Origin of the sequence: Streptomyces sp. NPDC002680 (assembly GCF_042889145.1) — a bacterium.
Lineage (GTDB): Bacteria > Actinomycetota > Actinomycetes > Streptomycetales > Streptomycetaceae > Streptomyces > Streptomyces adonidis.
The window spans coordinates 81,641-103,991 of sequence record NZ_JBIAQP010000009.1 but is presented as its reverse complement, the minus strand read 5'-3'; the positions used below and the strand labels follow the sequence as shown (position 1 = coordinate 103,991).

The 22,351-nt window shown below is 69.8% G+C and carries 29 protein-coding genes and 1 pseudogene; 14 read left to right on the top strand and 16 right to left on the bottom strand.

From position 1 onward, the window contains the following. The first annotated feature begins 27 nt into the window (after window positions 1–27). Complete coding sequence (locus ACFYXF_RS24020) at window positions 28–1,050, top strand: LacI family DNA-binding transcriptional regulator (RefSeq protein ID WP_389352172.1); 1,023 nt, start codon at window positions 28–30, stop codon at window positions 1,048–1,050. Between the two features lie 67 nt (window positions 1,051–1,117). Here the strand turns inward: ACFYXF_RS24020 and ACFYXF_RS24015 are convergent, their stop codons facing one another. The 4 genes from ACFYXF_RS24015 to ACFYXF_RS24000 form a co-directional block, all read right to left on the bottom strand. Next, window positions 1,118–1,942, bottom strand: coding sequence for an MOSC domain-containing protein (locus ACFYXF_RS24015; protein ID WP_389352170.1), 825 nt, complete (start codon window positions 1,940–1,942; stop codon window positions 1,118–1,120). A 23-nt stretch (window positions 1,943–1,965) separates the two neighbouring features. Next, a complete protein-coding gene (locus ACFYXF_RS24010; RefSeq protein ID WP_389352168.1) occupies window positions 1,966–2,373 on the bottom strand; it encodes an ArsI/CadI family heavy metal resistance metalloenzyme in 408 nt (135 codons plus the stop codon). Window positions 2,374–2,472: 99 nt separating this feature from the next. After that, window positions 2,473–3,159 (bottom strand): aquaporin, encoded by a 687-nt coding sequence (locus ACFYXF_RS24005; RefSeq protein ID WP_389352659.1) that lies wholly within the window; start codon window positions 3,157–3,159, stop codon window positions 2,473–2,475. Between the two features lie 44 nt (window positions 3,160–3,203). Beyond that, window positions 3,204–3,518: an ArsR/SmtB family transcription factor gene (locus ACFYXF_RS24000; RefSeq protein ID WP_389352167.1), complete on the bottom strand. Its 315-nt coding sequence runs from the start codon at window positions 3,516–3,518 to the stop codon at window positions 3,204–3,206. A 65-nt stretch (window positions 3,519–3,583) separates the two neighbouring features. Here ACFYXF_RS24000 and ACFYXF_RS23995 point away from each other — a divergent pair, with 65 nt between their 5' ends. Together ACFYXF_RS23995 and ACFYXF_RS23990 are read left to right on the top strand one after the other, a co-directional pair. Beyond that, window positions 3,584–4,015: an arsenate reductase ArsC gene (locus ACFYXF_RS23995; RefSeq protein WP_389352165.1), complete on the top strand. Its 432-nt coding sequence runs from the start codon at window positions 3,584–3,586 to the stop codon at window positions 4,013–4,015. Between the two features lie 97 nt (window positions 4,016–4,112). Further along, a complete protein-coding gene (locus ACFYXF_RS23990; protein WP_389352163.1) occupies window positions 4,113–4,745 on the top strand; it encodes a precorrin-8X methylmutase in 633 nt (210 codons plus the stop codon). A gap of 15 nt (window positions 4,746–4,760) precedes the next feature. On the opposite strand, the gene ACFYXF_RS23985 is transcribed toward ACFYXF_RS23990, so the two are convergent. From ACFYXF_RS23985 to ACFYXF_RS23975, 3 genes are all read right to left on the bottom strand, one after another. Continuing rightward, window positions 4,761–5,876, bottom strand: a complete 1,116-nt coding sequence (locus ACFYXF_RS23985) for a HoxN/HupN/NixA family nickel/cobalt transporter (protein ID WP_389352162.1) — start codon at window positions 5,874–5,876, stop codon at window positions 4,761–4,763. A gap of 114 nt (window positions 5,877–5,990) precedes the next feature. Further along, on the bottom strand, window positions 5,991–6,764 hold the full coding sequence (locus ACFYXF_RS23980; protein ID WP_389352160.1) for a cobalt-precorrin-6A reductase: 774 nt from the start codon (window positions 6,762–6,764) through the stop codon (window positions 5,991–5,993). Between the two features lie 263 nt (window positions 6,765–7,027). Further along, window positions 7,028–7,567 (bottom strand): GNAT family N-acetyltransferase, encoded by a 540-nt coding sequence (locus tag ACFYXF_RS23975; RefSeq protein WP_389352159.1) that lies wholly within the window; start codon window positions 7,565–7,567, stop codon window positions 7,028–7,030. An 87-nt stretch (window positions 7,568–7,654) separates the two neighbouring features. On the opposite strand from ACFYXF_RS23975, the gene ACFYXF_RS23970 reads away from it, so the two are divergent. Beyond that, window positions 7,655–8,206, top strand: a complete 552-nt coding sequence (locus ACFYXF_RS23970; RefSeq protein WP_389352157.1) for a hypothetical protein — start codon at window positions 7,655–7,657, stop codon at window positions 8,204–8,206. A gap of 84 nt (window positions 8,207–8,290) precedes the next feature. Here ACFYXF_RS23970 and ACFYXF_RS23965 read toward each other — a convergent pair whose 3' ends face one another. Then, window positions 8,291–9,514 (bottom strand): AI-2E family transporter, encoded by a 1,224-nt coding sequence (locus ACFYXF_RS23965; protein ID WP_389352156.1) that lies wholly within the window; start codon window positions 9,512–9,514, stop codon window positions 8,291–8,293. A gap of 196 nt (window positions 9,515–9,710) precedes the next feature. Here ACFYXF_RS23965 and ACFYXF_RS23960 point away from each other — a divergent pair, with 196 nt between their 5' ends. Together ACFYXF_RS23960 and ACFYXF_RS23955 are read left to right on the top strand one after the other, a co-directional pair. Continuing rightward, on the top strand, window positions 9,711–10,919 hold the full coding sequence (locus ACFYXF_RS23960) for an acyltransferase family protein (protein ID WP_389352154.1): 1,209 nt from the start codon (window positions 9,711–9,713) through the stop codon (window positions 10,917–10,919). Window positions 10,920–11,021: 102 nt separating this feature from the next. Beyond that, window positions 11,022–11,522: an NUDIX domain-containing protein gene (locus ACFYXF_RS23955; protein WP_389352152.1), complete on the top strand. Its 501-nt coding sequence runs from the start codon at window positions 11,022–11,024 to the stop codon at window positions 11,520–11,522. A 195-nt stretch (window positions 11,523–11,717) separates the two neighbouring features. Here the strand turns inward: ACFYXF_RS23955 and ACFYXF_RS23950 are convergent, their stop codons facing one another. The 3 genes from ACFYXF_RS23950 to ACFYXF_RS23940 form a co-directional block, all read right to left on the bottom strand. Next, window positions 11,718–12,365: a class I SAM-dependent DNA methyltransferase gene (locus ACFYXF_RS23950; protein ID WP_389352150.1), complete on the bottom strand. Its 648-nt coding sequence runs from the start codon at window positions 12,363–12,365 to the stop codon at window positions 11,718–11,720. A gap of 130 nt (window positions 12,366–12,495) precedes the next feature. Beyond that, window positions 12,496–13,083, bottom strand: a complete 588-nt coding sequence (locus tag ACFYXF_RS23945; RefSeq protein WP_389352149.1) for an exonuclease domain-containing protein — start codon at window positions 13,081–13,083, stop codon at window positions 12,496–12,498. 271 nt (window positions 13,084–13,354) lie between these two features. Continuing rightward, a complete protein-coding gene (locus ACFYXF_RS23940; RefSeq protein ID WP_389352148.1) occupies window positions 13,355–14,149 on the bottom strand; it encodes a helix-turn-helix domain-containing protein in 795 nt (264 codons plus the stop codon). Between the two features lie 96 nt (window positions 14,150–14,245). On the opposite strand from ACFYXF_RS23940, the gene ACFYXF_RS23935 reads away from it, so the two are divergent. Continuing rightward, window positions 14,246–14,641 carry a GNAT family N-acetyltransferase gene (locus ACFYXF_RS23935; RefSeq protein WP_389352146.1) on the top strand — a complete coding sequence of 132 codons (396 nt, stop codon included), beginning with the start codon at window positions 14,246–14,248 and terminating at the stop codon, window positions 14,639–14,641. A gap of 24 nt (window positions 14,642–14,665) precedes the next feature. Here ACFYXF_RS23935 and ACFYXF_RS23930 read toward each other — a convergent pair whose 3' ends face one another. Beyond that, on the bottom strand, window positions 14,666–15,304 hold the full coding sequence (locus tag ACFYXF_RS23930; protein WP_389352145.1) for a nucleotidyltransferase domain-containing protein: 639 nt from the start codon (window positions 15,302–15,304) through the stop codon (window positions 14,666–14,668). A gap of 211 nt (window positions 15,305–15,515) precedes the next feature. Next, window positions 15,516–16,181 (bottom strand): nitroreductase, encoded by a 666-nt coding sequence (locus ACFYXF_RS23925; protein ID WP_389352143.1) that lies wholly within the window; start codon window positions 16,179–16,181, stop codon window positions 15,516–15,518. A 99-nt stretch (window positions 16,182–16,280) separates the two neighbouring features. Between ACFYXF_RS23925 and ACFYXF_RS23920 the strand changes: the two genes are divergently transcribed. Then, complete coding sequence (locus ACFYXF_RS23920) at window positions 16,281–16,682, top strand: RidA family protein (protein WP_389352141.1); 402 nt, start codon at window positions 16,281–16,283, stop codon at window positions 16,680–16,682. Here ACFYXF_RS23920 and ACFYXF_RS23915 read toward each other — a convergent pair. Beyond that, window positions 16,663–16,848 (bottom strand): annotated as a pseudogene (locus tag ACFYXF_RS23915) (short-chain dehydrogenase); the annotation flags it as partial. The gene ACFYXF_RS23920 and the pseudogene ACFYXF_RS23915 sit on opposite strands and share 20 nt — an antisense overlap. A 38-nt stretch (window positions 16,849–16,886) precedes the next feature. On the opposite strand from ACFYXF_RS23915, the gene ACFYXF_RS23910 reads away from it, so the two are divergent. Then, window positions 16,887–17,351: a hypothetical protein gene (locus ACFYXF_RS23910; RefSeq protein WP_389352690.1), complete on the top strand. Its 465-nt coding sequence runs from the start codon at window positions 16,887–16,889 to the stop codon at window positions 17,349–17,351. A 129-nt stretch (window positions 17,352–17,480) separates the two neighbouring features. On the opposite strand, the gene ACFYXF_RS23905 is transcribed toward ACFYXF_RS23910, so the two are convergent. Further along, on the bottom strand, window positions 17,481–18,110 hold the full coding sequence (locus ACFYXF_RS23905; RefSeq protein ID WP_389352140.1) for a TetR/AcrR family transcriptional regulator: 630 nt from the start codon (window positions 18,108–18,110) through the stop codon (window positions 17,481–17,483). 125 nt (window positions 18,111–18,235) lie between these two features. On the opposite strand from ACFYXF_RS23905, the gene ACFYXF_RS23900 reads away from it, so the two are divergent. The 3 genes from ACFYXF_RS23900 to ACFYXF_RS23890 are packed head-to-tail and all read left to right on the top strand — an operon-like array spanning window position 18,236 to window position 19,887. Next, window positions 18,236–18,970 (top strand): SDR family NAD(P)-dependent oxidoreductase, encoded by a 735-nt coding sequence (locus ACFYXF_RS23900; RefSeq protein WP_389352139.1) that lies wholly within the window; start codon window positions 18,236–18,238, stop codon window positions 18,968–18,970. A gap of 23 nt (window positions 18,971–18,993) precedes the next feature. Beyond that, window positions 18,994–19,242, top strand: a complete 249-nt coding sequence (locus tag ACFYXF_RS23895) for a hypothetical protein (RefSeq protein ID WP_389352137.1) — start codon at window positions 18,994–18,996, stop codon at window positions 19,240–19,242. A gap of 27 nt (window positions 19,243–19,269) precedes the next feature. Continuing rightward, window positions 19,270–19,887, top strand: a complete 618-nt coding sequence (locus tag ACFYXF_RS23890) for an NADPH-dependent F420 reductase (protein WP_389352135.1) — start codon at window positions 19,270–19,272, stop codon at window positions 19,885–19,887. A gap of 32 nt (window positions 19,888–19,919) precedes the next feature. Here ACFYXF_RS23890 and ACFYXF_RS23885 read toward each other — a convergent pair whose 3' ends face one another. Continuing rightward, window positions 19,920–20,723 carry an SDR family oxidoreductase gene (locus ACFYXF_RS23885; protein WP_389352133.1) on the bottom strand — a complete coding sequence of 268 codons (804 nt, stop codon included), beginning with the start codon at window positions 20,721–20,723 and terminating at the stop codon, window positions 19,920–19,922. A gap of 163 nt (window positions 20,724–20,886) precedes the next feature. On the opposite strand from ACFYXF_RS23885, the gene ACFYXF_RS23880 reads away from it, so the two are divergent. Next, window positions 20,887–21,882 (top strand): ArsR/SmtB family transcription factor, encoded by a 996-nt coding sequence (locus ACFYXF_RS23880; RefSeq protein WP_389352131.1) that lies wholly within the window; start codon window positions 20,887–20,889, stop codon window positions 21,880–21,882. Between the two features lie 119 nt (window positions 21,883–22,001). After that, the gene (locus ACFYXF_RS23875; protein ID WP_389352129.1) at window positions 22,002–22,202 is read left to right on the top strand and encodes a hypothetical protein; all 201 of its coding nucleotides are present in this window, start codon (window positions 22,002–22,004) and stop codon (window positions 22,200–22,202) included. The last annotated feature ends 149 nt before the right edge of the window (window positions 22,203–22,351 follow it).

Genomic DNA, 22,351 nt, shown 5'->3' with positions numbered 1-22,351 from the left:
ACCGAGAGCCCACAGGACGGTTTCTCCATGGCAGCGAACCGCCGCCCCACCCTGACCGATGTCGCCCGAGAAGTCGGCGTCAGCGCCAAGACCGTCTCCCGAGTCCTCAACGAGGACGGACCCGCTTCCGCTCGGACCAGGGAACAGGTGCTCGCCGCCGTGGCCAAGCTCGGCTTCCAGCCGAACCTCATGGCCCGCAACATCCGCGTCGGCGGCCCCGACACCACGGTCGGACTGGTCATCCCGGACCTCGGGAACCCCTTCTTCGGGGCCGTGGCCCGGAGCATCGAGGACACGGTCCGCGACCGCGGACTGACCCTGCTGATGGGCTCCTCCGCGGACGACCCCGTACGCGAACGCGCCCTGACGGACAAGTTCCTCGCCCGCCGGGTCAGCATCCTGATCGTCGTACCGTCCGTCGGCGCCGACCACGCCCACCTCAAGTCCCACCGTACGGCGGGACTGCCCGTGATCTTCCTCGACCGGCCCGGAGCCGGCCTCGCCACGGACAGCATCGTCAGCTCCAACCGTGCCGGAGCCCACGACGGGGTCGCCCACCTCATCGCCCACGGACACCGGCGCATCGGCTTCGTCGGCGACCTGCCCCCGAAGCTGTACACGCGCCGCGAACGGCTGGCCGGCTACCGCTCGGCGCTCCAGGAAGCCGACATCCCGTACGACCGCTCGCTCGTCACCAACGCCCACGACCAACAGGGGGCCGAGGCGGCGACCGCCCAACTCCTCGGCCTGGCCGATCCCCCCACGGCCCTGTTCGCCGGCAACAACATCATGGCGCTGGGGACGGTCGCCGAACTCGCCCGCAGCAAGCGCAAGGAGGTCGCCGTCGTCGCCTTCGACGACGTGGCGCTCGCCGAGGCACTTGAACCGGCCCTGACCGTCGTCGCCCAGGACGCGGAGGAACTCGGCAGGACCGCGGCGACCACCGCCCTGACCCGACTCGACGGCGACCGCACCCGCGCCCGCACCATCACCGTGCCCACCCGCCTGATCGTCCGCGGCTCGGGCGAGCAGCCCGCGCCCACGCCGTAGACAACTCCGCAGCCGGCTCGACCTTTTCAGCGCGGGAGAGCCCGCGGCACCGTACCGGTCACACCGGTCACACCCACCGGACCGTGTCGCCGTGCCTGATCCGGCCAGGGACGACGACCTGTGCGTACGCTCCGGCGCAGGGCATGGGGGCCATGGAGTCCAGCGGGACGACCCGGTTGTGGTCGGCGAGCACCCGCAGGGCGGCCGTGGCCGCCGGTACGGGGCCGTGCGCGAGGGTGGGGACGGCGCACCGTGGGGTGCGGGCGATGACGAGGAGGGTGAGGTCGTCGCCTATACGCAGGGTGCGGCCGGGCCAGTCGTTCTCGGGGAAGCCGGAGCCGGAGCCGGGTGTGTCGACGACGATGTTCGGGCGGTAGCGCACGGCTTCGGCGACGCCCGGGGCGAGGGTGTCGATGCGGGCCAGGGCGGCCGTGGTGAGCAGGTGGACGGGCGCGTAGTCGACGAATGTGCCGGCCGGGGCCGCGCTGCCGATGTGGCTGATGTCGATGCCGATGTCGGTCGCGCCGCGCAGGATGTCGTCCGGGCGGGCGCGGTCGAGGGTCGGCGACTCCGGTGCGGTGTCGGTCAGGGTCACGTCGCGGCCGATGAAGTGGGACAGGTGGTGGTCCGCGTCCGGGTCGGTGGAGTGCCACACCTTGCCGTCGGGCGCGGTGATGCGGACCTCCCCGCCGCCGAGTTGGGCGCTCAGGGCCAGCAGACGGCCCCACCGGCGCGGGTGCTTGGCGCTGGCGATCCTCCCCGTCTCCGTGTCGACGAGGGCGAGCCGACGGTCGTGGGCCAGGCCGTGCTCGGTGACCTCCGTGGCCGTGATCGCCTCGCCCAGCAGGGATTTGACCGGGTAGCGGTACAGGCCGCCCACGGTTCCGATCACGATCGCTCCGTTCGTCGCCGGGATCAGCAGCAGGTGCTGCCCTGCTGCTTGGCCAGGGAGTCCGCGTCGGCCTTGACGACGTACACCTCCCAGGGTTCCTGGCCGGGGCCGTGGACCCAGACCTTGTCCTGGAGGGCGTAGCAGCAGGTGGTGTCGTCCTCCACGTCGGTGGCGAGACCGGCCTCGGCCAGGCGGGCGGTGGCCTCGTGGACCGCCTCGGTCGTCTCGACCTCCACCCCCAGGTGGTCCATACGTGTCGTCTCGCCCGCCGCGCCTTCGATGAGGACGAGCTTGAGCGGCGGCTCCGCGATCGCGAAGTTGGCGTAGCCGTCGCGGAGTTTGGCGGGTTCGGTGCCGAAGAGCTTGCTGTAGAAGGCGATGGACGCGTCGAGATCGGGGACGCGGAGAGCGAGCTGTACGCGGGATGACATGACGAACCTCCATGATCGCGTGGGCTTACTTCGACATCTGTCGATTTCCTGCGGCCCAGCATGGCACCTGATTCGGCAACCGTCAATATAGATAGTTATCTAATTCGCCGCTCCAGCGGTCCGGCCGGGCCGGAAGACGACCGCCACCAGCGCCAACCCGACCACCCCGCCCACCAGCTGCGCACCGATGAACCCCGCCACCGACCCCGGCGCGATCCCCGCGAACGTGTCGCTGAAGGTGCGGCCGATCGTCACCGCCGGGTTGGCGAACGACGTGGACGACGTGAACCAGTAGGCGGCGCCGATGTACGAGGCCACGGCCACGGGTGCGTACCGGAGGCGGTCGGTGCGGGCCAGGCCGAAGATCAGGAGGATCAGACCGGCGGTGGCCACCACCTCGCCCAGCAGCAGATGACCGGCCGAGCGGTCGTGCGTGGACCACTCCACCAGCGGCTCGCCGAACATCGCGTCGGCGAGGATCGCGCCCGCGATCGCACCGACGATCTGCGCGGGGACGTACACCGCGACCTCGCGAGCCGTGACGCCGGCGCCGCCACCGCGTCGGGCCGTCCACCACTCGGCCAGGGTGACCACCGGGTTGAAGTGCGCGCCCGAGACCGGGCCGAGCAGCAGGATCAGGATGCCCAGGCCGAAGACCGTGGCGATCGAGTTCGCCAGCAGTTGCACCCCGACGTCCGTCGTCAGCTCGGTGGCCTGGATGCCCGAGCCGATCACGATCGCGACGAGGAGTGCGGTGCCCAGCAGTTCGGCCGCGGCCTTGGACATCAGCGGGGCCACTGCGGGCGCCGCAGGGGCTGTCGTCGCCGTCTTCAAGGACAGGACCGCTTGACGTTGTTCTCGGCGGTGGCCCGCGCGGTCTCCGCCAGGTCCGCGAACCGGCCCGCGAGGGAGGCGATGACATCGGGCTTCAGGCGGTAGTAGAGGAACCGGCCACACGGTTCCGTCTCCACCACGCCCGCCTCGCGCAGCACCTTCAGATGGTTGGAGAGATTGGTCTGCCTGGCCCCCGTCTCCTCGATCAGGTGGGTGCTGCAGAGCGTCTCCTTCGCGAGCAGGGTGACGATCCGGAGGCGGAGCGGGTCCGCCAGAACCCGCATCAGATCAGTGTCGACTGATTTCAGCATGGGCTGATACTTTCACATCACTCCGAGTACGCCCATATGAAGCCGCACATATGAAGGAAGGGCCCATGTCCTCCAGCCCGCCCCGCCCCCTCGCCTCCGTGCTGTTCGTCTGTGTCCACAACGCCGGGCGTTCCCAGATGGCCGCCGGTTTTCTCGACCACCTCGCGGGCGACCGGATCGAGGTCCGTTCCGCCGGTTCCATCCCCGGCGACCGGGTCAATCCGGCCGCCGTCGAGGCCATGCGCGAGGTCGGTGTCGACATCGCCGGTGCCACGCCGAAGATCCTCACCACCGAGGCCGTCCAGGCGTCCGACTACGTCATCACCATGGGCTGCGGCGACGCCTGCCCGGTCTTCCCCGGCAAGAAGTACCTCGACTGGGACCTGGCGGACCCGGCCGGCCAGGGCGTCGAGGCCGTGCGTCCCATCCGCGACGAGATCAGGCACCGTATCGAGGCCCTGATCGCCGAGATCGACGGCGCGAAGCGGGAGGCGTGATCCCCCACCCCTGACCCCGCCCCGTGACCGGCCGAGGCAAGATGTGACAGCACCTCTGCCGCACATCTGACGACCCTGACGCAGTGAGAAGAGCGCCGTGACCACGTACGACTACGAGAAGGACGGCGCGGCCATCTACCGTCAGTCCTTCGCCACCATCCGCGCCGAGGCCGACCTCGCGGGCCTGCCCGCCGACATCGGTCAGGTCGTCGTACGGATGATCCACGCCTGCGGGATGGTCGACCTCGTACAGGATCTGTCGTACACGCCCGGTGTCGTGGCCCGCGCCCGTGAGGCGCTGCGCGGCGGCGCGCCGATCTTCACCGACGTACGGATGGTGGCCAGCGGCGTGACCCGCAAGCGGCTGCCCGCCGGGAACGACGTGCTGTGCACCCTGACCGACCCGGCCGTCCCCGAGCTGGCCGCGAAGCTCGGGACGACGCGCAGTGCCGCCGCCCTCGAACTGTGGCGGGACCGGCTGGAGGGGGCGGTTGTCGCTGTCGGCAACGCGCCCACCGCGCTCTTCCGGCTGCTGGAGATGATCGAGGAGGGGGCGCCACGGCCCGCCGCGGTCATCGGCGTCCCGGTCGGGTTCGTCGGCGCCGCCGAGTCGAAGGACGCGCTTGTCGCGAACGTGTCGGGGCTGGAGTACATCGTCGTACGCGGTCGGCGTGGCGGCAGTGCCATCGCCGCCGCCGCGATCAACGCGATCGCCAGCGAAGAGGAGTAGGAGAGGAGTGAGCGGTCAGTTCTGCTCGACCGCCGGGATCGGCTCTGCCAGGCCCGCCGTCCACTTCTCCTCGATGCGGCCGACCTTCCACACCAGCAGGGCCACCGCCCACGTCGCGAAGAACAGCCCGACGATGACGTAACCGATGATGTTGAGGTCCAGGCCGGAGACCCAGTCCCAGAACGGGCCGTGCAGGTCCGCCTGTTCGGCGATCAGGCCGAGCAGCTCCACCGTGCCGATGATGAGCGCGACGGCGACCGACAGGCCGGTGATCGTGAGGTTGTAGTAGACCTTGCGGACCGGCTTGGAGAAGGCCCAGCCGTACGCGAAGTTCATGAACGAGCCGTCGATCGTGTCGAGCAGCGACATGCCGGCCGCGAAGAGGACCGGCAGGCACAGGATCGCGTACCAGGGCAGGCCCGAGGCCGCGCCCGAACCCGCGAGGACGAGGAGCGCGATCTCGGTCGCCGTGTCGAAGCCTAGGCCGAAGAGCAGGCCCAGCGGGTACATCTGCCACGGCTTGGTGATCGACCTCATGAGGCGGCCCAGGAGGCGGTTCATGAAGCCGCGGTTGTTGAGCTGCTCCTCCAGGGCCGCCTCGTCGAAGTGGCCCGTGCGCATCTGGCGGAAGACCTTCCAGATGCCCGCCATGATCACGAGGTTGATGATCGCGATGATGTAGAGGAAGGTCCCGGAGACCGTCGTACCTATCCAGCCGGTGACATCGTGGAGGCCCGAGTTGTCGTCCGCGACCGGGCCCGACAGGGCCTTGACACCGATGGACAGCAGAAGAGCCAGCGCGAACACGATGCTCGAATGCCCCAGCGAGAACCAGAAGCCGACCGACAGCGGGCGTTGGCCCTCGCTCATCAGCTTCCGGGTGGTGTTGTCGATCGCGGCGATGTGGTCGGCGTCGAAGGCGTGCCGCATGCCGAGGGTGTAGGCCGTGACGCCGATGCCGATGCCGAAGGTCTTCGTGCCCAGGCTGTAGTGCTCGGGGGCGACGATCACCACCAGCGTGAACCAGCCGATGACGTGCAGCGCCAGGATGAACGCGGCCATCCCGCCGAGGCTCGCCCACTCCTTGCGGGTCATCGAGGTACGGATGCGCTGCCGGGTAGCGGTGGTCATGGGGGACGGGCCTTACCTGTCGACGGGACGGCCGCCTTCAGCCGCACACCACAGGTTTCTGCATAGAGGTTGCAAGTAGAAGAAGAGGGCGGCAAAGCCCGTGCAAGGTTTCCGTCAGGCAGGTCTCAGCAGTTCGCCGATCCAGCCCGCCGCCGTCTCCGGGTCGGCCGCGACCGGCACGCCCTCCGGTACGGGTGGCCTGCGGACCATGACCACGGGCAGCCCCGCCTCCCGGGCCGCCGTCAGTTTCGGTGCGGTCGCCGCTCCCCCGCTGTCCTTGGTGACCATGACGTCGATGCGGTGGCGGCGCAGCAGCTCGCGCTCGCCGTCGAGCGTGAACGGGCCCCGGTCGAGCAGCACCTCCATCCGGGGCGGGTGCGGAGGTTCGGGCGCGTCCACGGATCGTACGAGGAACCACATGTCGTCCAGGTGGTTCAGTGCGGCGAAGGCGGGCAGGCCCAGGCGTCCGGTGGTGAGGAACACCCGTCGGCCGAGGGCGGGCAGCAGGGTCGCGGCCTCTTCCAGGGAGCCGGCCTCGTGCCAGTCGTCCCCTTCCACCGGGGTCCAGCCGGGGCGCCGGAGCGCGAGCAGGGGGATCCGGGCGGTGGCCGCGGCACGCGCCGCGTGGAGACCGATCGTGACGGCGAAGGGGTGGGTGGCGTCGACGAGCACGTCCACCCGGTGCTCGCGCAGCCACGCGGCCAGCCCCTCCGCGCCGCCGAAACCGCCGATCCGGACCTCGCCGGGGGGCAGCCGGGGTCCGGCCACCCGTCCGGCGAGGGAGCTGGTCAGGGTCAGGTCCGGGGTGGCGTGGAGTAGTTCGGCGAGGCGGCGGGCCTCCGCGGTGCCGCCGAGGATCAGTACGTGCGGGGTGGTCGTGGCGGTCATGGAGGTCCGGGTCCGTTCATGGGCGGCGAGGCGAAGGGGTGGCCGACGGCGGCCACGACGGCGACGTAACACCGCCCGGCTGGGCGAGGAGATCGCCCGGTCCGCACGAAACCCGCGGCTGGGGACCCCCTTGGGCGGGCTGTACAACCTCGGTATGACCCGGAGGCGGAGTCGGGGAACACCGCCAGGCTGTTGCCGCTGTAGGGGCGGGCGCTGAAGACATCGACGTGTACGTAGCGCATGTTCCGCGACGTTATCGGCCCTCAGCGCCGGAGCCGGGCCGGGTACTCCGAGGCGAGGAGGCCGAAGAGGACGTCGTCGGTCCACTCCCCCTTGATCCAGGTGCTCCGCACGAGATGGCCCTCGCGGCGGAAACCCACGCGCTCCAGCAACTTCGCCGAGCGGACGTTACGTCCGTCGCAGGCCGCCGAGACCCTGTGCAGCCCCTCCTCCACCAGCAGGAACTCCACCGTCCGCGCGACCGCCTCGGTGGCGTACCCCCGCCCCTGGAACTCCGGCGCGAACGTGAAGCCCAGCTCCGCCTGCCGCCCGTCGTCGCTCCGGCACACCCCGACATCACCGATCAGCCCCGGTACGTCCAGCCGCTCGACGGCGTACTGGAACCACCCCGGATCACGCGGATCCCCCGCCGAGAGCGTGGCCGCCAGCCGCTCGGCCTCCGCCGACGGCACCGGCGACTCCCAGGACTGGTACCGGCTCACCTCGGGGTCCGAGCGGTACGCGGCCAGGGCGGTCGCGTCCGCCGGGGTGAACCCGCGGAGCCGTAGCCTCGCTGTCTCCATGTCTTCGTTTCCTTCCTCACCTTCGTCGCCCGGTGGTCGAGGAGGAGCGGGTGAGGCAGGCCATGGTACGTGCGGGCCGGAAGGGAAGTGATCGCGGTGGTGCGGTGGGACGGCGAACCGGTGACCCCGGTCGGCGAGAGCGGCTTCGAGGCCGAACTGCTGAGGTTCGACTGGGAGCGGACGGAGTGCGGTTGCGGTGGGAGTGCCGCGCATCTGCCGGCCAGGATCAGGGAACTGCTCGCCCTCGACGAGGGGCACGGCGGGGGCGAGGCGTTCCTCACCTCGCTGCATGACCACGTGATGACTCCGGCCGACGGACTGGTGCCGGCGTCGGCCGCCTTCGTCCCGGTGGCTCTCGCCGCCCTGACCGGCCCCCTGTCCGAACCCGCCAGGCGCGAGACGCTCGGCTGGGTGCTGCGGATTCTCGGGCCGGCCGTGGACTCGGAGAGCGCCGTGGCCGTGGCCTGTGTCGAGGCGGTTCGGCGAGGGCTGCGGGTGCTGTACGCCGAGGTGGTGCGGGGCGGGTCGGAGGCCGGCGCGGCCTATGCCTTCGAGGCGCTCACGCTGATCGAGGAGGACCTGGACAGGCTGAGTGCGGTGCGGACCGCCGTGGGGGACCGACTCCCGTGGGACCTCTGAAATCGACCTGAGGGGGCCGCCCGGGGAAACCCGGGACAGCCCCCTCCACGGTGCCGTACGGCCGGGCGGATCATTCCGCCATGATCAGCTCGGTGCTCCGGCGCCGACGCTCTCGCGCCCGCCGACCCCCTCCTCGTACCGCCCCCGCAGCTCCGACACCACCCCGAAGGCCGCCGCCGTCAGCGGTACCGAGAGGAGCATGCCGAGGATGCCGGCGATCGAGGCGCCGGCGGTGAGGGCGAGGAGGATCACCGCCGGGTGGATCTGGAGCGTGCGGCTCTGGATCATCGGCTGGAGCACGTTGCCCTCTATGAGCTGCACGACGAAGACCACGCCGAGGACCCACAGCATGGTGTTGAGCCCGCCGTCCGCGAACGCGACGAGGACCGCGACCGCGCCCGACAGGAAGGCGCCGAGGTACGGGATGTACGCGCCTATGAACACCAGCGCGCCCAGCCCGATCGCGCCCGGCACCTGGAGGATCAGCAGACCGACGGTGATGAAGACGGCGTCGATGAACGCGATGATCGTCGTCCCCAGCATGAAGCCCTCGATGGCCTGGAAGGCGCGGCGGGCCATGACCTCCAGGGTCGCGCCGGAGCCACGGGGCGCGAGCGAGTGCAGCGAGGCCACGGCCCGGTCGGAGTCACGGAGGAAGAAGAAGAGGAGCAGCAGTGCGAGAGTGCCGGTGGCGATCATCTCGGTGAGCAGGCTGACGCCGCTCAGTACGCCGGAGAGCGCGGTGCCGCCGAACTTGGACAGCAGGTCCTTGGCGTTCGTGGCGAGTTCGTCGAGGGAGTTGCCGACCACGTCGAAGCGCTCGCTGAGCGACTTCGCCGCGTCCTGCACCGAGTCGATGATCTGGTCGCCGCTGTCGATCAGCGCGGTCACCACGATGTACGCGGCACCGCCCATGACCACGAGGACGGCGGCGCAGGCCAGCCCGGCGGCGAGCGACTTGTTGAACTTCATCCGGACCAGGCGGCGGTAGAACGGGCCGAGCAGGGCCGAGAGGAGCAGCGCGATCAGGACGGGTGTGACGGCGGTCTGGAAGGTGATGCAGAACCACACCCCCACCGTGATGACCCCGCTGATCAGCAGGAACAGCACGCTTCCGGCGGCCAGGCGCCGAGCGGGCTCCGACAGCAGGGGTGCGCCGCGGCCGTCGGCGGGGACCGGCCCGGTCAGGGGTGCGCGGGTGGCGCGGACCGTCGTACGCGTGCGATGTATTCGCGCACCCCGCGACCCTGGCTGCCTGGTGCGGCCGCCACCGCCGACTCTTCGAGGGGCTCCCGTAGGGCTGTTCATCTGGTTTCGTCTCCGCTCACACGCATGACCGCTGTCCGCGGCGACAGAGTAGACCGGCGCGGGACCCGCAGGGTTGAGCGGGCTGGAGGGGGAGGCCCCCTGGGAGGGGAGACGCGGTGGCCGGAAAGCCGCGCCGAAGCTGTGGGGACCATAAGAACTTGTGTGACGCCGCCGGGGCTGGGCAGGCGCGGTCGTTATGAGCACCCCCACCGACCCGAGCACCATAGAAGCAGAAGAGGCGGAAGCGGCAGACGGGACCGCCCAGCAGAGCGCGAACGTACGTACGGCCGAACCGCGGCGCAGATCCGGTGGTGGCGGGCGGGGCTTTCCGTCGGCATCGCGTGCCGGTGGTGGGCGGGTGGCGGGGCTGGACGGGCTGCGGACGGTCGCGGTCGTCCTGGTGATCGTGTACCACGTGGCGCCGGGCCCGCTGCCCGGCGGTTCGGTGGCCGTGGACGTCTTCTTCACGCTCAGCGGCTTCGTCATCACCCGGCTGCTGATCGCCGAGTACGCCCGTACCGGCCGTATCGGCCTGCGGAGGTTCTACCGCCGGCGCTGGCTACGGCTCGGCCCGGCCCTGCTGCTGATGTGCGCGGTCACGGCACTGCTCTCCCTGGCGCTGCCGCTGCCGCTGTTCGACGGGGCGTGGACGGCGGCGGCGCTGGCGGCGGTGTCGGTGGTCAACCTCGTACGGGCGGGAGAGCCGGGCCCGTACTCGGACGTCACGTCCGCTCTCAGCCACACCTGGTCCCTGGGGGTGGAGGAGCAGTTCTACCTGGCATGGCCCCTGCTGCTCCTCCTGCTCCTACGGCACACCACGGCACGGAAGGTACTGGCGTGGGTCGCGGTACTGTGCGTGCTGCCGCTGCTGTGGCGCCTCGCCCTCTGGGACCCCACGGCGGCGCACCGCATCTACAACGGCCCCGACACCCGCGCCGACCAGCTCCTGATCGGCGCGCTGCTGGCCGTACTCCTGGCCCGCCTACGAGCCGACGACCCCCGACTCGCACTGCTCCGCCGCTGGGCGAACCGCCTGTGCTGGCCGGCGTTGGCTCTGCTGGGCCTGATCGCCTGGCAGATCCCGATCGCGGAGGCGAGCGCGTGGAACCCCGTCTGGTACACGGCGGGCTTCATGGTCGCGGCAGTGCTGGCGGCGACGGTGGTGGCGGCTTTGGACCTGGTCCCGGACTCCTGGCCCTCCCGCCTGCTGTCGATCGGGGCACTGGCCTGGATCGGCCGCAACCTGAGCTACGGGATGTACCTGTGGCACTACCCCGTCATCCGCCTCCTCTCCGACCTGGGCGTGACCGACGACCACCTGCTCCCGGCGGGCCTGGCGGCGACGGTGGTGGCGGCGCTGGTGTCGTACGTGGTGGTGGAACGGCCGTTGCTGCGGCGGGCGTGAAGGTGGAGATGCCGTTGCTGCGGCGGGCGTGAGGGTGCGTTGGCCTGGGCACGGCTCGCGGAGGGGGCGATGTCAGTGGGCGACCCTAGACTCCGCCGCACCATGACGAACAACCACCCCGGACCCCTGAATCCCCTGAAGCCGGCCCTCGACTCGATGACGGTGCTCGTCGCGGCGGTCATCGTCCACGACCGGGCGGCGGACCGGGTCGTCCTCCTCCGACGCGGCCCGAACGCCAGGTTCGGCCAGGGCATGTGGGACCTCCCCATGGGCAAGAGCGAACCCGGCGAGCCCATCACCGAAACGGCGGTCCGCGAGCTGCACGAGGAGACGGGCCTGCGGGTGACCCCGGAGTCCCTGAAGGTCGCCCACCTGGTCCACGGCGCCCAGGGCGCGGAGACCCCGAACGGCTACCTCACGATCGTCTTCGCCACCCACACCTGGACGGGCGAACCGGAGAACCGCGAACCGGAGAAGCACGCGGAGGTCTGTTGGGCGGAAGTGGGGGTGCTGCCGGGGGAGTTCGTGCGGTCGAGTGCGGGGGCTCTTCGTAGTTATCTGGGCGGTGGTGGGCTGGATATATCGCTGGCCGGTTGGCGTTAGTCAGCGACTAGACTCGCGATCTTCGGCTGGCGGAAGCCACCTGGAGTCCCCTGAGGCGGCAAGCGGTTGCCCCTCCTGATCGGTCAAGCCGCGCACACCGACAGGCTGAGCCACCACACCCCCAGCAGTCGGAGGGATACCACTGCACATCCAACTGGCGGTACCACCGGCTCGGGGAATCCACTGGTCGGAGCACTAGTTCTTGGCCGCCAGCAATTGCAGCTCCTGGAATTGCCGTTTGTCGGTGGGCTTCGGCTCGCACAGCACCCGGGCGATCTCGCTCACGCCGACATCGCGCAGCAGCCCCGCCAGGCGGTCGGGCGACCAGCGATAGGCCGTCATCACCGAGTGGTCGAAAGACTGCGTGGGGATCGCGGAGTCGTCGGTGGCGAAGCAGCTGATCAGCAGGTGACCGCCAGGGGCCAGGACCCGGGCGAACTCCGCCACCACGGTCGGGACGTCCTGCGGTGGGATGTGGATGATCGAGTATCGCGAAAGCACCCCGCCCAGAACGCCGTCCGCGATGTCGAGTGCCGCCATCGAGCCCACCTCGAACCGCAACTCCGGGTTGGCCTCCTGGGCCAGCCCGATCATCGCGGGCGACGCGTCGACGCCGAAGGCACGCAGTCCCAACCGCCGTAGATGAGCGGTGATATGCCCGGGTCCGCAGCCCAGATCCGCGACCTCGCCTTCGCCACCAGCGCGCACCGACTCGGCGAACGCGGCGAGCAGCGCACGCTCCAGCGGCCGGTCGCGCAGAGTGTCGGTGAAGTGCTGTGCGTAGCGCATTGCGACGGCGTCGTAGGCGTCACGGGTGGCGGGGAGGGAGTCCAGTTCGACCATTCCTGGAACGTAGCGGGTGCCACTGACACGGGCAGCGCCCGGAGCGACCCGACCGACTCGTGGTCAGGCAGGTCTGGTCTGGTGCCGTGTCAGGGGGATCACCACACGGTCGGCCTGTCCGCTCACGGCACTAGACGACCGCGTCCGTGACCGGCCACGCCCCGCGCCCCACCAGGTCAAGGACGAGTGCGGCGATGTTCCACGCGTCGTCCTCACCCCGGTGGTGGCGTCCTTCGAGTGGCAGTCCGGCGATCTGGAGGGCCTGGCTCATGCCGGGCTTTCTGCGCAGGCCGTAGGCCTCGGTGAATACGGCCTTGGCGTTGGTGTGGGTGCGTTCCGTCGGGTAGCCGAACGGGTAGGCCACCCGGTCGGCCTGGCTCTGGCGGGCGAACTGACGGCGGTCGTACTCGCCCCAGCTCGCCCAGGGGCGCCCCCCGGCCCCGTACTCCTCGACGAGGACCCGGCACGCCTCGGCGAAGCTGACGCCCCGTTCCACCTCGGCCTGCGTCAGGCCGGTCAGCTCGGTGCAGAAGTCACTCACCCTCGACCGGACAGGCCGGACCAGGACCCGGTGCCTGGACACCCGGCGCCGTGCCGGCACGTCCACGACGGTGAGCCCGATCTCGATGATCTCGTTCACGGAACCGGGCGGCGGCTGTCCGTCCCAGCAGGTGGCTTCCACGTCGATGACGTTCAGGAGGGCGGATTGGTGGGGCATGGGGCGAGGGTAGGGATGTTCGCTCGGTTCCGGCACCCGAATTTCCTTCTGGAACACCCTCTACGGGGCAACGGTCCGCACGCTCAACGTCCCGGTGTGGCCGGGCTTCGCGGTGACCTGTCCAAGGGTTCTCGAACCTGTCGCGGTGCGGCAGAACCTCACCATCGGATCGGCTCCGCGTCTCCCCCCCCCGCACCCGTCGAAGCCACAGCAGGCGGACACCAGATCTCGCGCCAGCCCGCACACGCGGCACAGTAACCCGGCAGCCGGTTCAGGAATCGTAGTCGCCGCTGCGGGCCGCGCTGGTGGCCGCCGACATGACCAGCCCACCCCACACACGTACGCCCTCGGCCGTCGAGCTGTTCTCCTGCTCCACAAGATCAGCCGCGTACACGGCGGCGTGTTCGGCGTCCCCCAGCCGGTTCTGCCGTTGGTAGTTCCACGCCACGGAGTTGGTCACCATGGCCCCGAGGAGGGGATCCGAGGAGTTGTCGGCCGCGTTCATGGCCCGTTCGAGGGCGGAGAGGGCGAGGTCGGTCTTCCCCAGGCGGATGGCGAGATGGCCGGCCAGCTGAAGGGACTTCCCCAACGCGGCCTGGCCCTCGGCCCGTTGGTCGCCGGTGCCCACAGCCGCAGCGAAGCGGGCATCGTTGACGATGCCCGGCAGAACCTCCATCAGGGCCGCGAACTCGGCGTCGTGGTAGAGAGTCCACGCGGCGGCGATCTCCTTGCGGAGAAGGGGGATTGTCAGCTTCTCGACGCCGGACGGCTCCGGTGGAGGTGCGAACATCGGGGGCATGATCGCGCGACGCAACGCGACCAACTGAGGCGGATCGGCCTCCCCGTTGGAGGGCACTCCGGGCGGGTCGCCGAGAAGGCTGGTCAGCTCGACCCCGAGGCCGCCCGACAGAGCGTGAAGCGTGGGCAGCGACGCGGAGTGCCGTTGCCGCTGTTCCAGTTTCTTCACCGTGTCGACGGACAGGTTCGACTTCTCCGCCAGGCCCTCTTGCGTCAGACCGGCCACACGGCGAAGCCGCTTCAACCGGTCTCCCAAGTGCTCTGCCATGATTTCGAGAGTACTGCTCTGATCAAGCCACCGCCGGTGCGTGAACGAGCACGGTCGGTCGTCGTACTGCCGCACAAACCATGAGAGTGAGACCGCGTGACGGCGACATACGAATGGCGCGGCGACTTCGACAACGCCTCCCTCAACGCCCTGCACGCCGAAGGCTTCGGCGGCCCGCCCGTGGACATCGACTGGCGAGCACGACTGGAGCGGCACAGCCTCGGCTGGGTCTGCGCCTGGGACGGCGACTCCCTCGTCGGCTTCGTCAACGTCGCCTGGGACGGCGGAGTTCACGCCTTCGTTCTCGATACGGTCGTGGCCCGGCGCTGCCGGTCCCAGGGCATCGGCGCCACTCTCATCGCCACCGCCGCGCACCACGCCCGCGCCGCCAAGTGCGCGTGGCTGCACGTGGACTTCGAAGAGCACCTCCGGTCCTTCTACTTCGAGGTCTGCGGATTCCGGCCGTCCGATGCCGGTCTGATCCCCCTGTAGCCCCGCCCACCCCCGCCCAGATCCTCATCCCGCCAGCTCCGCAAGCCATGGGTGCCCGGGGTGGACGAGCTCCAGCCACTCGCTCAGGACATCCCGCCGCGGCCGACCCAGCAGCGGGAGCACCTCGGCGAAGTCCGCCTGATCCTTGGGTCGTGGCGTCTTCGCTTTGAACAGCAGCACCAACTCCGGTACCAGATACGGGATTCCGTCCGCCGTTCGCTCGATGATCCTGTCGTACGGCAGCCGGAGCCTCTCGTCCCGCCGACAGATCCATGTCCCGCCCTCGTGCGGCTCACGGAAGACGTCGAACAAGAACCGCCCGCTCGCCGGATCCCGCAGCCACGTCTGGTGCGTAGCCACCAGCTCCTCGGCTCCCGCCCCCGGCCAGACCCGCCCCGAACCCACCGCGTCAAACGCGTACTCGGGGAAGCGGCGCCGGATCTCCGGGAATCCCGCCGCAGGCACCGCGATCTCCAGGTCGCCGTGCGGCCTCGACTGTTGCCCGCGAAACAGATCAAGCGCCCACCCCGCCGCGACGCACCAGGGCGCACCGACCCCACCCAACCGCTCCGCGACTTGTTCCGGACGCCAGGCGTCCGCCCAGAGGGCCGCCAGTTCGTCCGCATCGAGCACAGTGCCGCCAGGCGGCAGGGGTCGGGTCATCGGCACAACCTAGTGCCGCGACCTGACGCGGGGGCGGCCTTGCGCAGGCACCCGGAGCCGGCCCGCCACCGTCCTCCATCACCTTTCGCGCCAGGCCGCCGAGGGTTGGGGCCTGTTGTTCGGATCACGTCTGGGCCGCCAGGAACGCGAGGCGATGACCACGGATACACGCTCTGCGGAGCCGTCCTGTCCGTCTCGACCGCCCAGCGGCTCACACCCCGATGAAGCTGACTGTCTCCGCCATGTCCGCCCGGCCGGTACGCAGCCGTGGCGCGCCTTCCTTCTCGAACCCTACCGAGACACCGCAGAACAGCACGAGCCCGTCATCGGCTCCGACCGTCTCGCTGACGGTCCTGTGGTACATGGTCCACATGACCTGGGGGCAGCTGTGCAACCCTTCCGCCCTCAGCAACAGCATGACCGTCTGCAAGTACATCCCCGCGTCAGCCCACTGTCCGGGTCCCATGGTCCGGTCGAGGTAGCAGAACAGGACGACCGGCGCCCCGAACGCCTCCGAGTTCAAGGCGGCGATCTTCATGGGTCTGTCGGGGTCGTCCCGCTCGATTCCCAGGGCTTTGTACCTCTCGGCGGCCGCGGCGGAAAAACGGTCCAGATACGGCGAGTTCAGTTCGGCCGGATACATCGGATACTCCCGGTCATCACCCGGGTCTCCCGCCAGTGCCCTAGCCGTAGTGCGCCTCTTCAGGCTGTCCAAGGGCCCGCCGGTCACGACGAACACATGCCACGGCTGGAGGTTCCCGCTCGACGGAGCTCGCGTCGCCGCGGTCAGCACTCGTTCGAGTCTCTCCTTCGGCACCGGCTCATCGCTGAACGCCCGTACAGCCCGGCGGCTGTCCACAGCCTCATACACATCCACGTCCTCGCGTCCTCTCACGGGATCACCGCCATATACCGTTGCCTCGTCGCCTGTTGTACGTGGAGGTCACCCGTGTCGGACGAGCCGAAAGAGCCGGCAATGGCCGCGCTCACCCACATTCCGCCGGACGGGGTCGCCCCGGGGAACGGCTACAGCCATGTCGTGGTGGGCGAGGGCCGGCTGGTCGTCATCTCCGGGCAGGTCGCACTCGACGAGCAGGGCAACCTGGTCGGGGAGGGCGACGCCGCCGCCCAGGCCCGTCAGGTCTTCGAGAACCTGCGGCGCTGCCTGGCCGCGGCCAGCGCAACATTCGCCGACGTCGCCAAGTTCACCTTCTACGTCACCGACGTGGCCGTCCTGCCGGACGTACGGATCGCCCGCGACGCGCACATCGACACCGCGCGCCCGCCTGCCAGTACGGCCGTACAGGTCGCCGCCCTGTACCGGCCGGAACTCATGCTGGAGGTGGAAGCCCTCGCCATCATCCGGAACCCGAACTGAACTGACCTTTGACCCACTCCCCCTCCCCGGAGCACAGGAAGTCGACAAGGCGGGCTGTGTCCTTCGGGGTGCCCAGGCGGCCCCGCGGGGTGTGGCGGATCGCGTTCGCCCTGTCCTCCTCCGTCATCCAACCCGTGTCCACCGGGCCGGGACTTCCTGCTCGCGCTGGTCCGCGTCCTGCTGGGCGCCGAGGACGGAACCCAGGTGAAGCACGGCGACGGCCGCCTGCATGAGTGGGAAGACCGCTGGAAACGCCTGACACAGTTGCATGACCGGGCCGAACGATCCGGACCGCACGAGGTCCAGGCCGACAGCCCCCGACCGGAATCCGTACAGGCGCACGCCGACTTCGTACCCCCGCCCAGCAGCGCGACCATCCAGGAACTGGAATCCGCGAAATCGGACCTCCAGGATATTCTTTCAAGTCTCGAAGCACACGAGAATCGTGTGCGCGACGAATTCCGTCAGGTTCTCAACGAGCAGTCCAGGGTCGCGGCCGAGTTGAGGCATCTCGCGGAACTGCTCGAACAGGAGCGCAGCAACAAGGAAAAGCTGGCGCGAGAGGTCGAGAAACTTGAGCGGCTGCGCGGAGAACTGGGCCCGCTACGAGGAGGACCGAAGGGCCCGCGCGGAAGCCGAAGTCGCTCGGCTCCGGGACGAACTCGGTGACGCGAGACTGAAGTTGGAGGCGGCGGACCGGCTGATCCGGGACGGACAGTCCCACAGATCCTCAACGTGACATACCCCGGCTCTCGCTTGCCAGCATCGGATGGTGCAGCGACGTCGACAACATCTCCCTCAGCAGTCGACAGCGTCACGGACGGAACGCGGGGCGCCGGCCGGTGCCGCTGCCGCTGCCGCTTCTGCGGGGAGGGCGTTGTCGACGAGGACGGCCGCGATGGCGGCGGCGGTGCTGAACGCATCGGCGTTGAGGACTCGGCTGCGGGCCGAGGCGCCGTCCAGGAGCAGCGCCAGTTGCTCGCCGAGCTGCTCGGGGTCGGTGGCGCCGGCCTCGCGGGCGGCATCGGTGAGCCGGGCGGCAAAGCCTTTTTTGTAGTCGCGGGCGAGTACGCGTGCCGGGTGGCCCGGGTCGGGGATTTCGACGGCCGCCGCGATGAACGGGCACAGGGGCGAGTGCATGTCGAACACGGCGAGGAGTCGTTCGCGAGGTGTGAGATCAGTGCGGTCGAACACCTCGGGCAGGATGTCGGGATCGAATCGCCGTAGGCATTCGGCGATCAGCTCGTCCTTGCCGGTGAAGTGCTGGTAGAGCGTGCGCTTGGACACCTCGGCCACCGCGCAGAGCTGGTCCATGCCGGTGCAGTTGATGCCCTGATCGCGGAACAGTTGTTGTGACGCGCTGACGATGCGCTCTCGTGCGCCCCTGCCGCGGCGCAGGCCTCGCGGCCCCTTCTCCAGCTCTGTCATACGCCCAGCGTAGCCCACCTGGGTACCGATCGGTGTGCATAGCTTGCACCCCGCACAGCTGTTCGCTACGTTAAGTATGCAGACCGGTGTACTTAACATCGGCACGGCATGTGAATGGAGCGGTCGTGGGAAAGCTCGATGGCAAGGTTGCGGTGATCACAGGTGCGACGAGTGGGATGGCGCTGGCCGGTGCGAAGTTGTTCGTCGATGAAGGCGCTCACGTCTTCATCTCGGGTCGGCGGAAGGACGCGCTGGACGAGGCCGTCAAGCTGATCGGCCGGGACGTGACCGGCGTGCAGGGCGATTCGGCCGACCTCGATGATCTTGACCGTTTGTTCGAGACGGTCAAGCGGGAAAAGGGCACGGTCGATGTGTTGTGGGCAAGTGCCGGGACGGGCGAGCAGGGCTCGCTCGGCGAGATCACCGAGGAGCAGTTCGATGCCGCCTTCTCGCTGAACGCGCGCGGCACGCTGTTCACGGTCCAGAAGGCGCTGCCGCTGTTCAACGACGGCGGCTCGATCTTCATGACCGGGTCGAACGCGTCGCTCCGGGGCTACCCCGACTGGAGTGTGTACGCGGCGAGCAAGGCCGTGCTGCCCGCCTACGCACGGGTGTGGGTGTCCGAGTTGAGGGACAGGAGGATCCGGGTGAACGTGCTGACCCCCGGCCAGGTCGCCACGCCGATTCTGGAGGAGGTCATGGACGACCGGATGAAGGCGCAGTTCGAATCCGTGATCCCGCGGCGAGAGATGGGCCGCCCTGAAGAGATCGCGTCGGTCGCGTTGTTCCTCGCCTCGGACGACTCGAGCTACGTCAATGGCATGGAGTTGGTTGCCGACGGCGGCACCACGGTGATCTGAGCGCGTCGCGGTCGGTCAGCAGGGTGTCGATCCGCGCGACGCGGGTATGGCGGGCGCGGATCGACACCGTCTCCCAGCACCTCGGCTCGGCGTTCGGCTCGGCGTTCGGCTCGGCGCTCGGTATCGCCGTCATCAGCACCTTCGTCGCCACCACGCGGCCGGCCGGCCCGAGCCCGTCGACCAGGTCGTCAACGGGCCGTCCGGCACCTGGGCGTCGGCGAACCTTCGACACCCCGGCCCAGCACGCCGGCAAGACCCCCACGACCAACTGATCCATACACAGCAAGGGGACACACGTCATGACCACCATCAGCATCATCGGCTCGGGCAACATGGCCACCGCCATCGGCACCCGGGCGGCGAAGCACGGCCACACCATCGAGCTCATGAGCCGCAACACCGCCAAGGCTCAGGCACTCGCCGACCAGATCGGCAACGGAGCCACCGTCGGCACGTTCGGCGCAAGGCCGGCGGGTGACATCGTCATCGTGGCCGTCCTGTACACCGGCGCGGTCGAAGCGGTCACGCACTACGGCGATGCGCTGGCCGGCAAGATCCTCGTCGACATCACCAACCCGTTCAACGCCGACGCAAGTGGACTCGTGACCACCGCGGGCAACTCGGTGTCCCAGCAGATCGCCGCCGCCGCCCCCGAGGGCGCACACGTCGTGAAGGCTTTCAATTCGATCTTCCGCGGCGTCCTTGCCGAGGACAAGCACCAGGACGCGTTCTTCGCCGGTGACAACGCCGAGGCGAAAGCACGAGTCGCGGCGTTTCTGGAGAGCGTGGACATGCGGGCCCTCGACGCGGGAGGGCTCGAGATGGCCCACGCCCTTGAATGGGCCGGCATCCTCCTGGTGGGCCTGGCACGCAACGGCGCCGGCTTCGACATCGCCTTGGGCGCCGAGATCCTCTGAGGATTGTTCCTGGCCTGGAATCCGACCCAGGTCTACCCAAACCCCCCATTGCTCATCAACAACTGCCCATTGACCCACTCCCCCTCCCCGGAGCACAGGAAGTCGACAAGGCGGGCCGTGTCCTTCGGGGTGCCCAGGCGGCCCCGCGGGGTGTGGCGGATCGCGTTCGCCCTGTCCTCCTCCGTCATCCAACCGGTGTCCACCGGGCCGGGGTTGATGACGTTCGCCGTCACGCCCAGGTGGGAGAGTTCGTGGGCCGCCGCCAACGTGATGCGGTCCAGGGCCCCCTTGCTCGCCCCGTACGGCAGGTTCCCCACCGTGTGGTCGCTGGTGAGGGCGATGATCCGGCCCGTTCCCGGGGGAGCCGTGAAGCGGCGGCCGAACTCCCGGATCAGCAGCCAGGTCGCGCGGGCGTTGACGGCGAAGTGGCGGTCGAAGCTCTCCAGGGTCGTGTCGAGCAGGCCCGAGTCGACCGACTCGCAGTGGCACATCACCAGTGCCGCGACACCGGCGCCGCCCTCGCCGCCCATTCTGCGCTCGACCTCGTCGAAGACGTGCGCCGGAGCGTCCGGGTCGGCGAGGTCCGCCTCGATCGCCGTACTCGCGGCGCCGAGCACGGACAGCTCCTCGGTGATCACCCGCGTCGCGCCCGGCTCGGCGCCCCAGGACATACGTGCGTCGTACGGGGTCCAGTAGGTGAAGGCGATGTCCCATCCCGACGCCGCCAGCCGACGGGCGATCCCGGCACCGATACCCACGGTGCGGCCCACTCCGGTGACCAGGGCGAGCGGGCGGACAGGGTGGGCGGGGCGGACTTCCTCGGCAGGTGTCTTCACGGTCCGGGATCGTCCATGACGGGCGTTCGCCCGGCAACCGCTTTTCCCGTCACCGGCGTTGGCCCTTATGCCGCTCACCCACGACCACGGGCATTCTGGCGGTGAGAGTGCTGAGAACGCCCGTGCCTGCCGGCCCGATGAGCGACCCACCGTCGGAGATTCCATGCTGCGAGTGCACTTCACCACCGACGACATCGCACGCGTCCGTCTCGCCACCGCACCCGACCCGCTGTGGGAGGTCACCAACAGTTTCCAGATCCTGATCACCAGGGAGGCTCCGCTCGCGTTCGGCGAGTGGCGGCGGCTGGTCCGGCCTCGGTTGCCCACGGCCGGGCGGCTGCTGGGCGGGCTGTTGCCGCCGCGCGGCTACTCCCCCGACTTCCTCACGCCCGATCTGGGCGGCCGTTCCGACCTGGCGAGTGCCGTCGACGCCGTGCTCAGCACGCCCCGGGCCGACCTGCGCGGTGATCTCGCCCGGCTCGCCGCGTCCCCGGAGCGGATACGGCCGTTGCCCGCCGGCACCCGCGCCCTCGCCGAGGGCGATCCCGAGGTGCTACGCCGTCTCGGCGACGCCCTGCACACGTACCACCGCCAGACCCTCGCCCCCTTCTGGCCGACCGTCCGCGCCCAGGTCGACGCCGATCTCGCCCTGCGCACGCGGGCCGTGCTGGCGGGCGGCGCCGACGGGCTGCTGAGGAGCTTCTGGCCCGTGCTGCGCTGGCAGCCGCCGGTCCTGGAGGCCGACTATCCCGTCGACCGTGAACTGCTGCTCGGCGGACGGGGGTTGGCGCTGCAACCGTCCTTCTTCTGTTGCCGCAGGCCCGTCACACTCGCCGTCCCGCCGGTCGGTCCGGCCCCGGTTCTCGTCTATCCGATACGGCACACCCTCGCCCTCGCCCGGGTGACGGGTCCGGAACTCGGACCCCTCATCGGCCACACCCGGGCCGCCATCCTGGAGGACGTCATCACCGGCCGTACGACGAGAGAACTCGCGCGTCGCATCGGCATCTCCGAAGCCGCCACGAGCTATCACACCGCCGTCCTGCGCAGGGCCGGGCTGCTGCTCAGCGAGCGGCACGGCAAGTACGTACTCCACACCGCCACACCCACCGGACTCGCCCTCCTCGGCAACCCGCTCGGCACGCCGTTCGACGTCTAGAGCGTTCGTCCAGGCGTTCGTTTAGAGCACGGTTTCAACCTGTGGCGCCGGCCCGGAACGGGGCGCCAGACTCGAACCCACGAACGGCACCACCAACGGGGAACCCGGAGGTACCACCCATGATCCGCAGGAAACTCGCGACCGTCGTCACGGCAGGCGCATTCACGTTCGGCGCCCTGCTCGCCGGGATCGGCACCGCATCCGCGGCCACCTCGGCGGGCAGCGGCTTCCACGAGAGCGGCCACCACGACAGCGGCATCGAGCTGACCGGCCATCACGACAGCGGCATCGAAGTGAACGGCCACGTCGACGGGGGCTGACCCCCTCGTACGACGGCGGGCAGCGACGTGGGGTGGGGGGGGCCCCGCCCCCCCGGGGCCCCCCCACCCCCCGCCCCCCCCCCCCCCCCCCCCCCCCCCCCCCGCGCCGGCCGCCCGCTCCAGTGACCCTAAAGCCGCGCCAGCCCCAC

Bases quoted from the DNA above. Each gene is read 5' to 3' on its own strand.
- ACFYXF_RS23985 (WP_389352162.1), bottom strand. From the start codon at position 5,876: ATGACCACCGCTACCCGGCAGCGCATCCGTACCTCGATGACCCGCAAG.
- ACFYXF_RS23980 (WP_389352160.1), bottom strand. From the start codon at position 6,764: ATGACCGCCACGACCACCCCGCACGTACTGATCCTCGGCGGCACCGCG.
- ACFYXF_RS23955 (WP_389352152.1), top strand. From the start codon at position 11,022: ATGACGAACAACCACCCCGGACCCCTGAATCCCCTGAAGCCGGCCCTC.
- ACFYXF_RS23930 (WP_389352145.1), bottom strand. From the start codon at position 15,304: ATGACCCGACCCCTGCCGCCTGGCGGCACTGTGCTCGATGCGGACGAA.
- ACFYXF_RS24020 (WP_389352172.1), top strand. From the start codon at position 28: ATGGCAGCGAACCGCCGCCCCACCCTGACCGATGTCGCCCGAGAAGTC.
- ACFYXF_RS23945 (WP_389352149.1), bottom strand. From the start codon at position 13,083: ATGCCCCACCAATCCGCCCTCCTGAACGTCATCGACGTGGAAGCCACC.
- ACFYXF_RS23890 (WP_389352135.1), top strand. From the start codon at position 19,270: ATGACCACCATCAGCATCATCGGCTCGGGCAACATGGCCACCGCCATC.
- ACFYXF_RS23960 (WP_389352154.1), top strand. From the start codon at position 9,711: ATGAGCACCCCCACCGACCCGAGCACCATAGAAGCAGAAGAGGCGGAA.
- ACFYXF_RS23940 (WP_389352148.1), bottom strand. From the start codon at position 14,149: ATGGCAGAGCACTTGGGAGACCGGTTGAAGCGGCTTCGCCGTGTGGCC.
- ACFYXF_RS23950 (WP_389352150.1), bottom strand. From the start codon at position 12,365: ATGGTCGAACTGGACTCCCTCCCCGCCACCCGTGACGCCTACGACGCC.
- ACFYXF_RS23965 (WP_389352156.1), bottom strand. From the start codon at position 9,514: ATGAACAGCCCTACGGGAGCCCCTCGAAGAGTCGGCGGTGGCGGCCGC.
- ACFYXF_RS23905 (WP_389352140.1), bottom strand. From the start codon at position 18,110: ATGACAGAGCTGGAGAAGGGGCCGCGAGGCCTGCGCCGCGGCAGGGGC.
- ACFYXF_RS24005 (WP_389352659.1), bottom strand. From the start codon at position 3,159: ATGTCCAAGGCCGCGGCCGAACTGCTGGGCACCGCACTCCTCGTCGCG.
- ACFYXF_RS24010 (WP_389352168.1), bottom strand. From the start codon at position 2,373: ATGTCATCCCGCGTACAGCTCGCTCTCCGCGTCCCCGATCTCGACGCG.
- ACFYXF_RS23995 (WP_389352165.1), top strand. From the start codon at position 3,584: ATGTCCTCCAGCCCGCCCCGCCCCCTCGCCTCCGTGCTGTTCGTCTGT.
- ACFYXF_RS24000 (WP_389352167.1), bottom strand. From the start codon at position 3,518: ATGCTGAAATCAGTCGACACTGATCTGATGCGGGTTCTGGCGGACCCG.
- ACFYXF_RS23875 (WP_389352129.1), top strand. From the start codon at position 22,002: ATGATCCGCAGGAAACTCGCGACCGTCGTCACGGCAGGCGCATTCACG.
- ACFYXF_RS23975 (WP_389352159.1), bottom strand. From the start codon at position 7,567: ATGGAGACAGCGAGGCTACGGCTCCGCGGGTTCACCCCGGCGGACGCG.
- ACFYXF_RS23920 (WP_389352141.1), top strand. From the start codon at position 16,281: ATGGCCGCGCTCACCCACATTCCGCCGGACGGGGTCGCCCCGGGGAAC.
- ACFYXF_RS23880 (WP_389352131.1), top strand. From the start codon at position 20,887: ATGCTGCGAGTGCACTTCACCACCGACGACATCGCACGCGTCCGTCTC.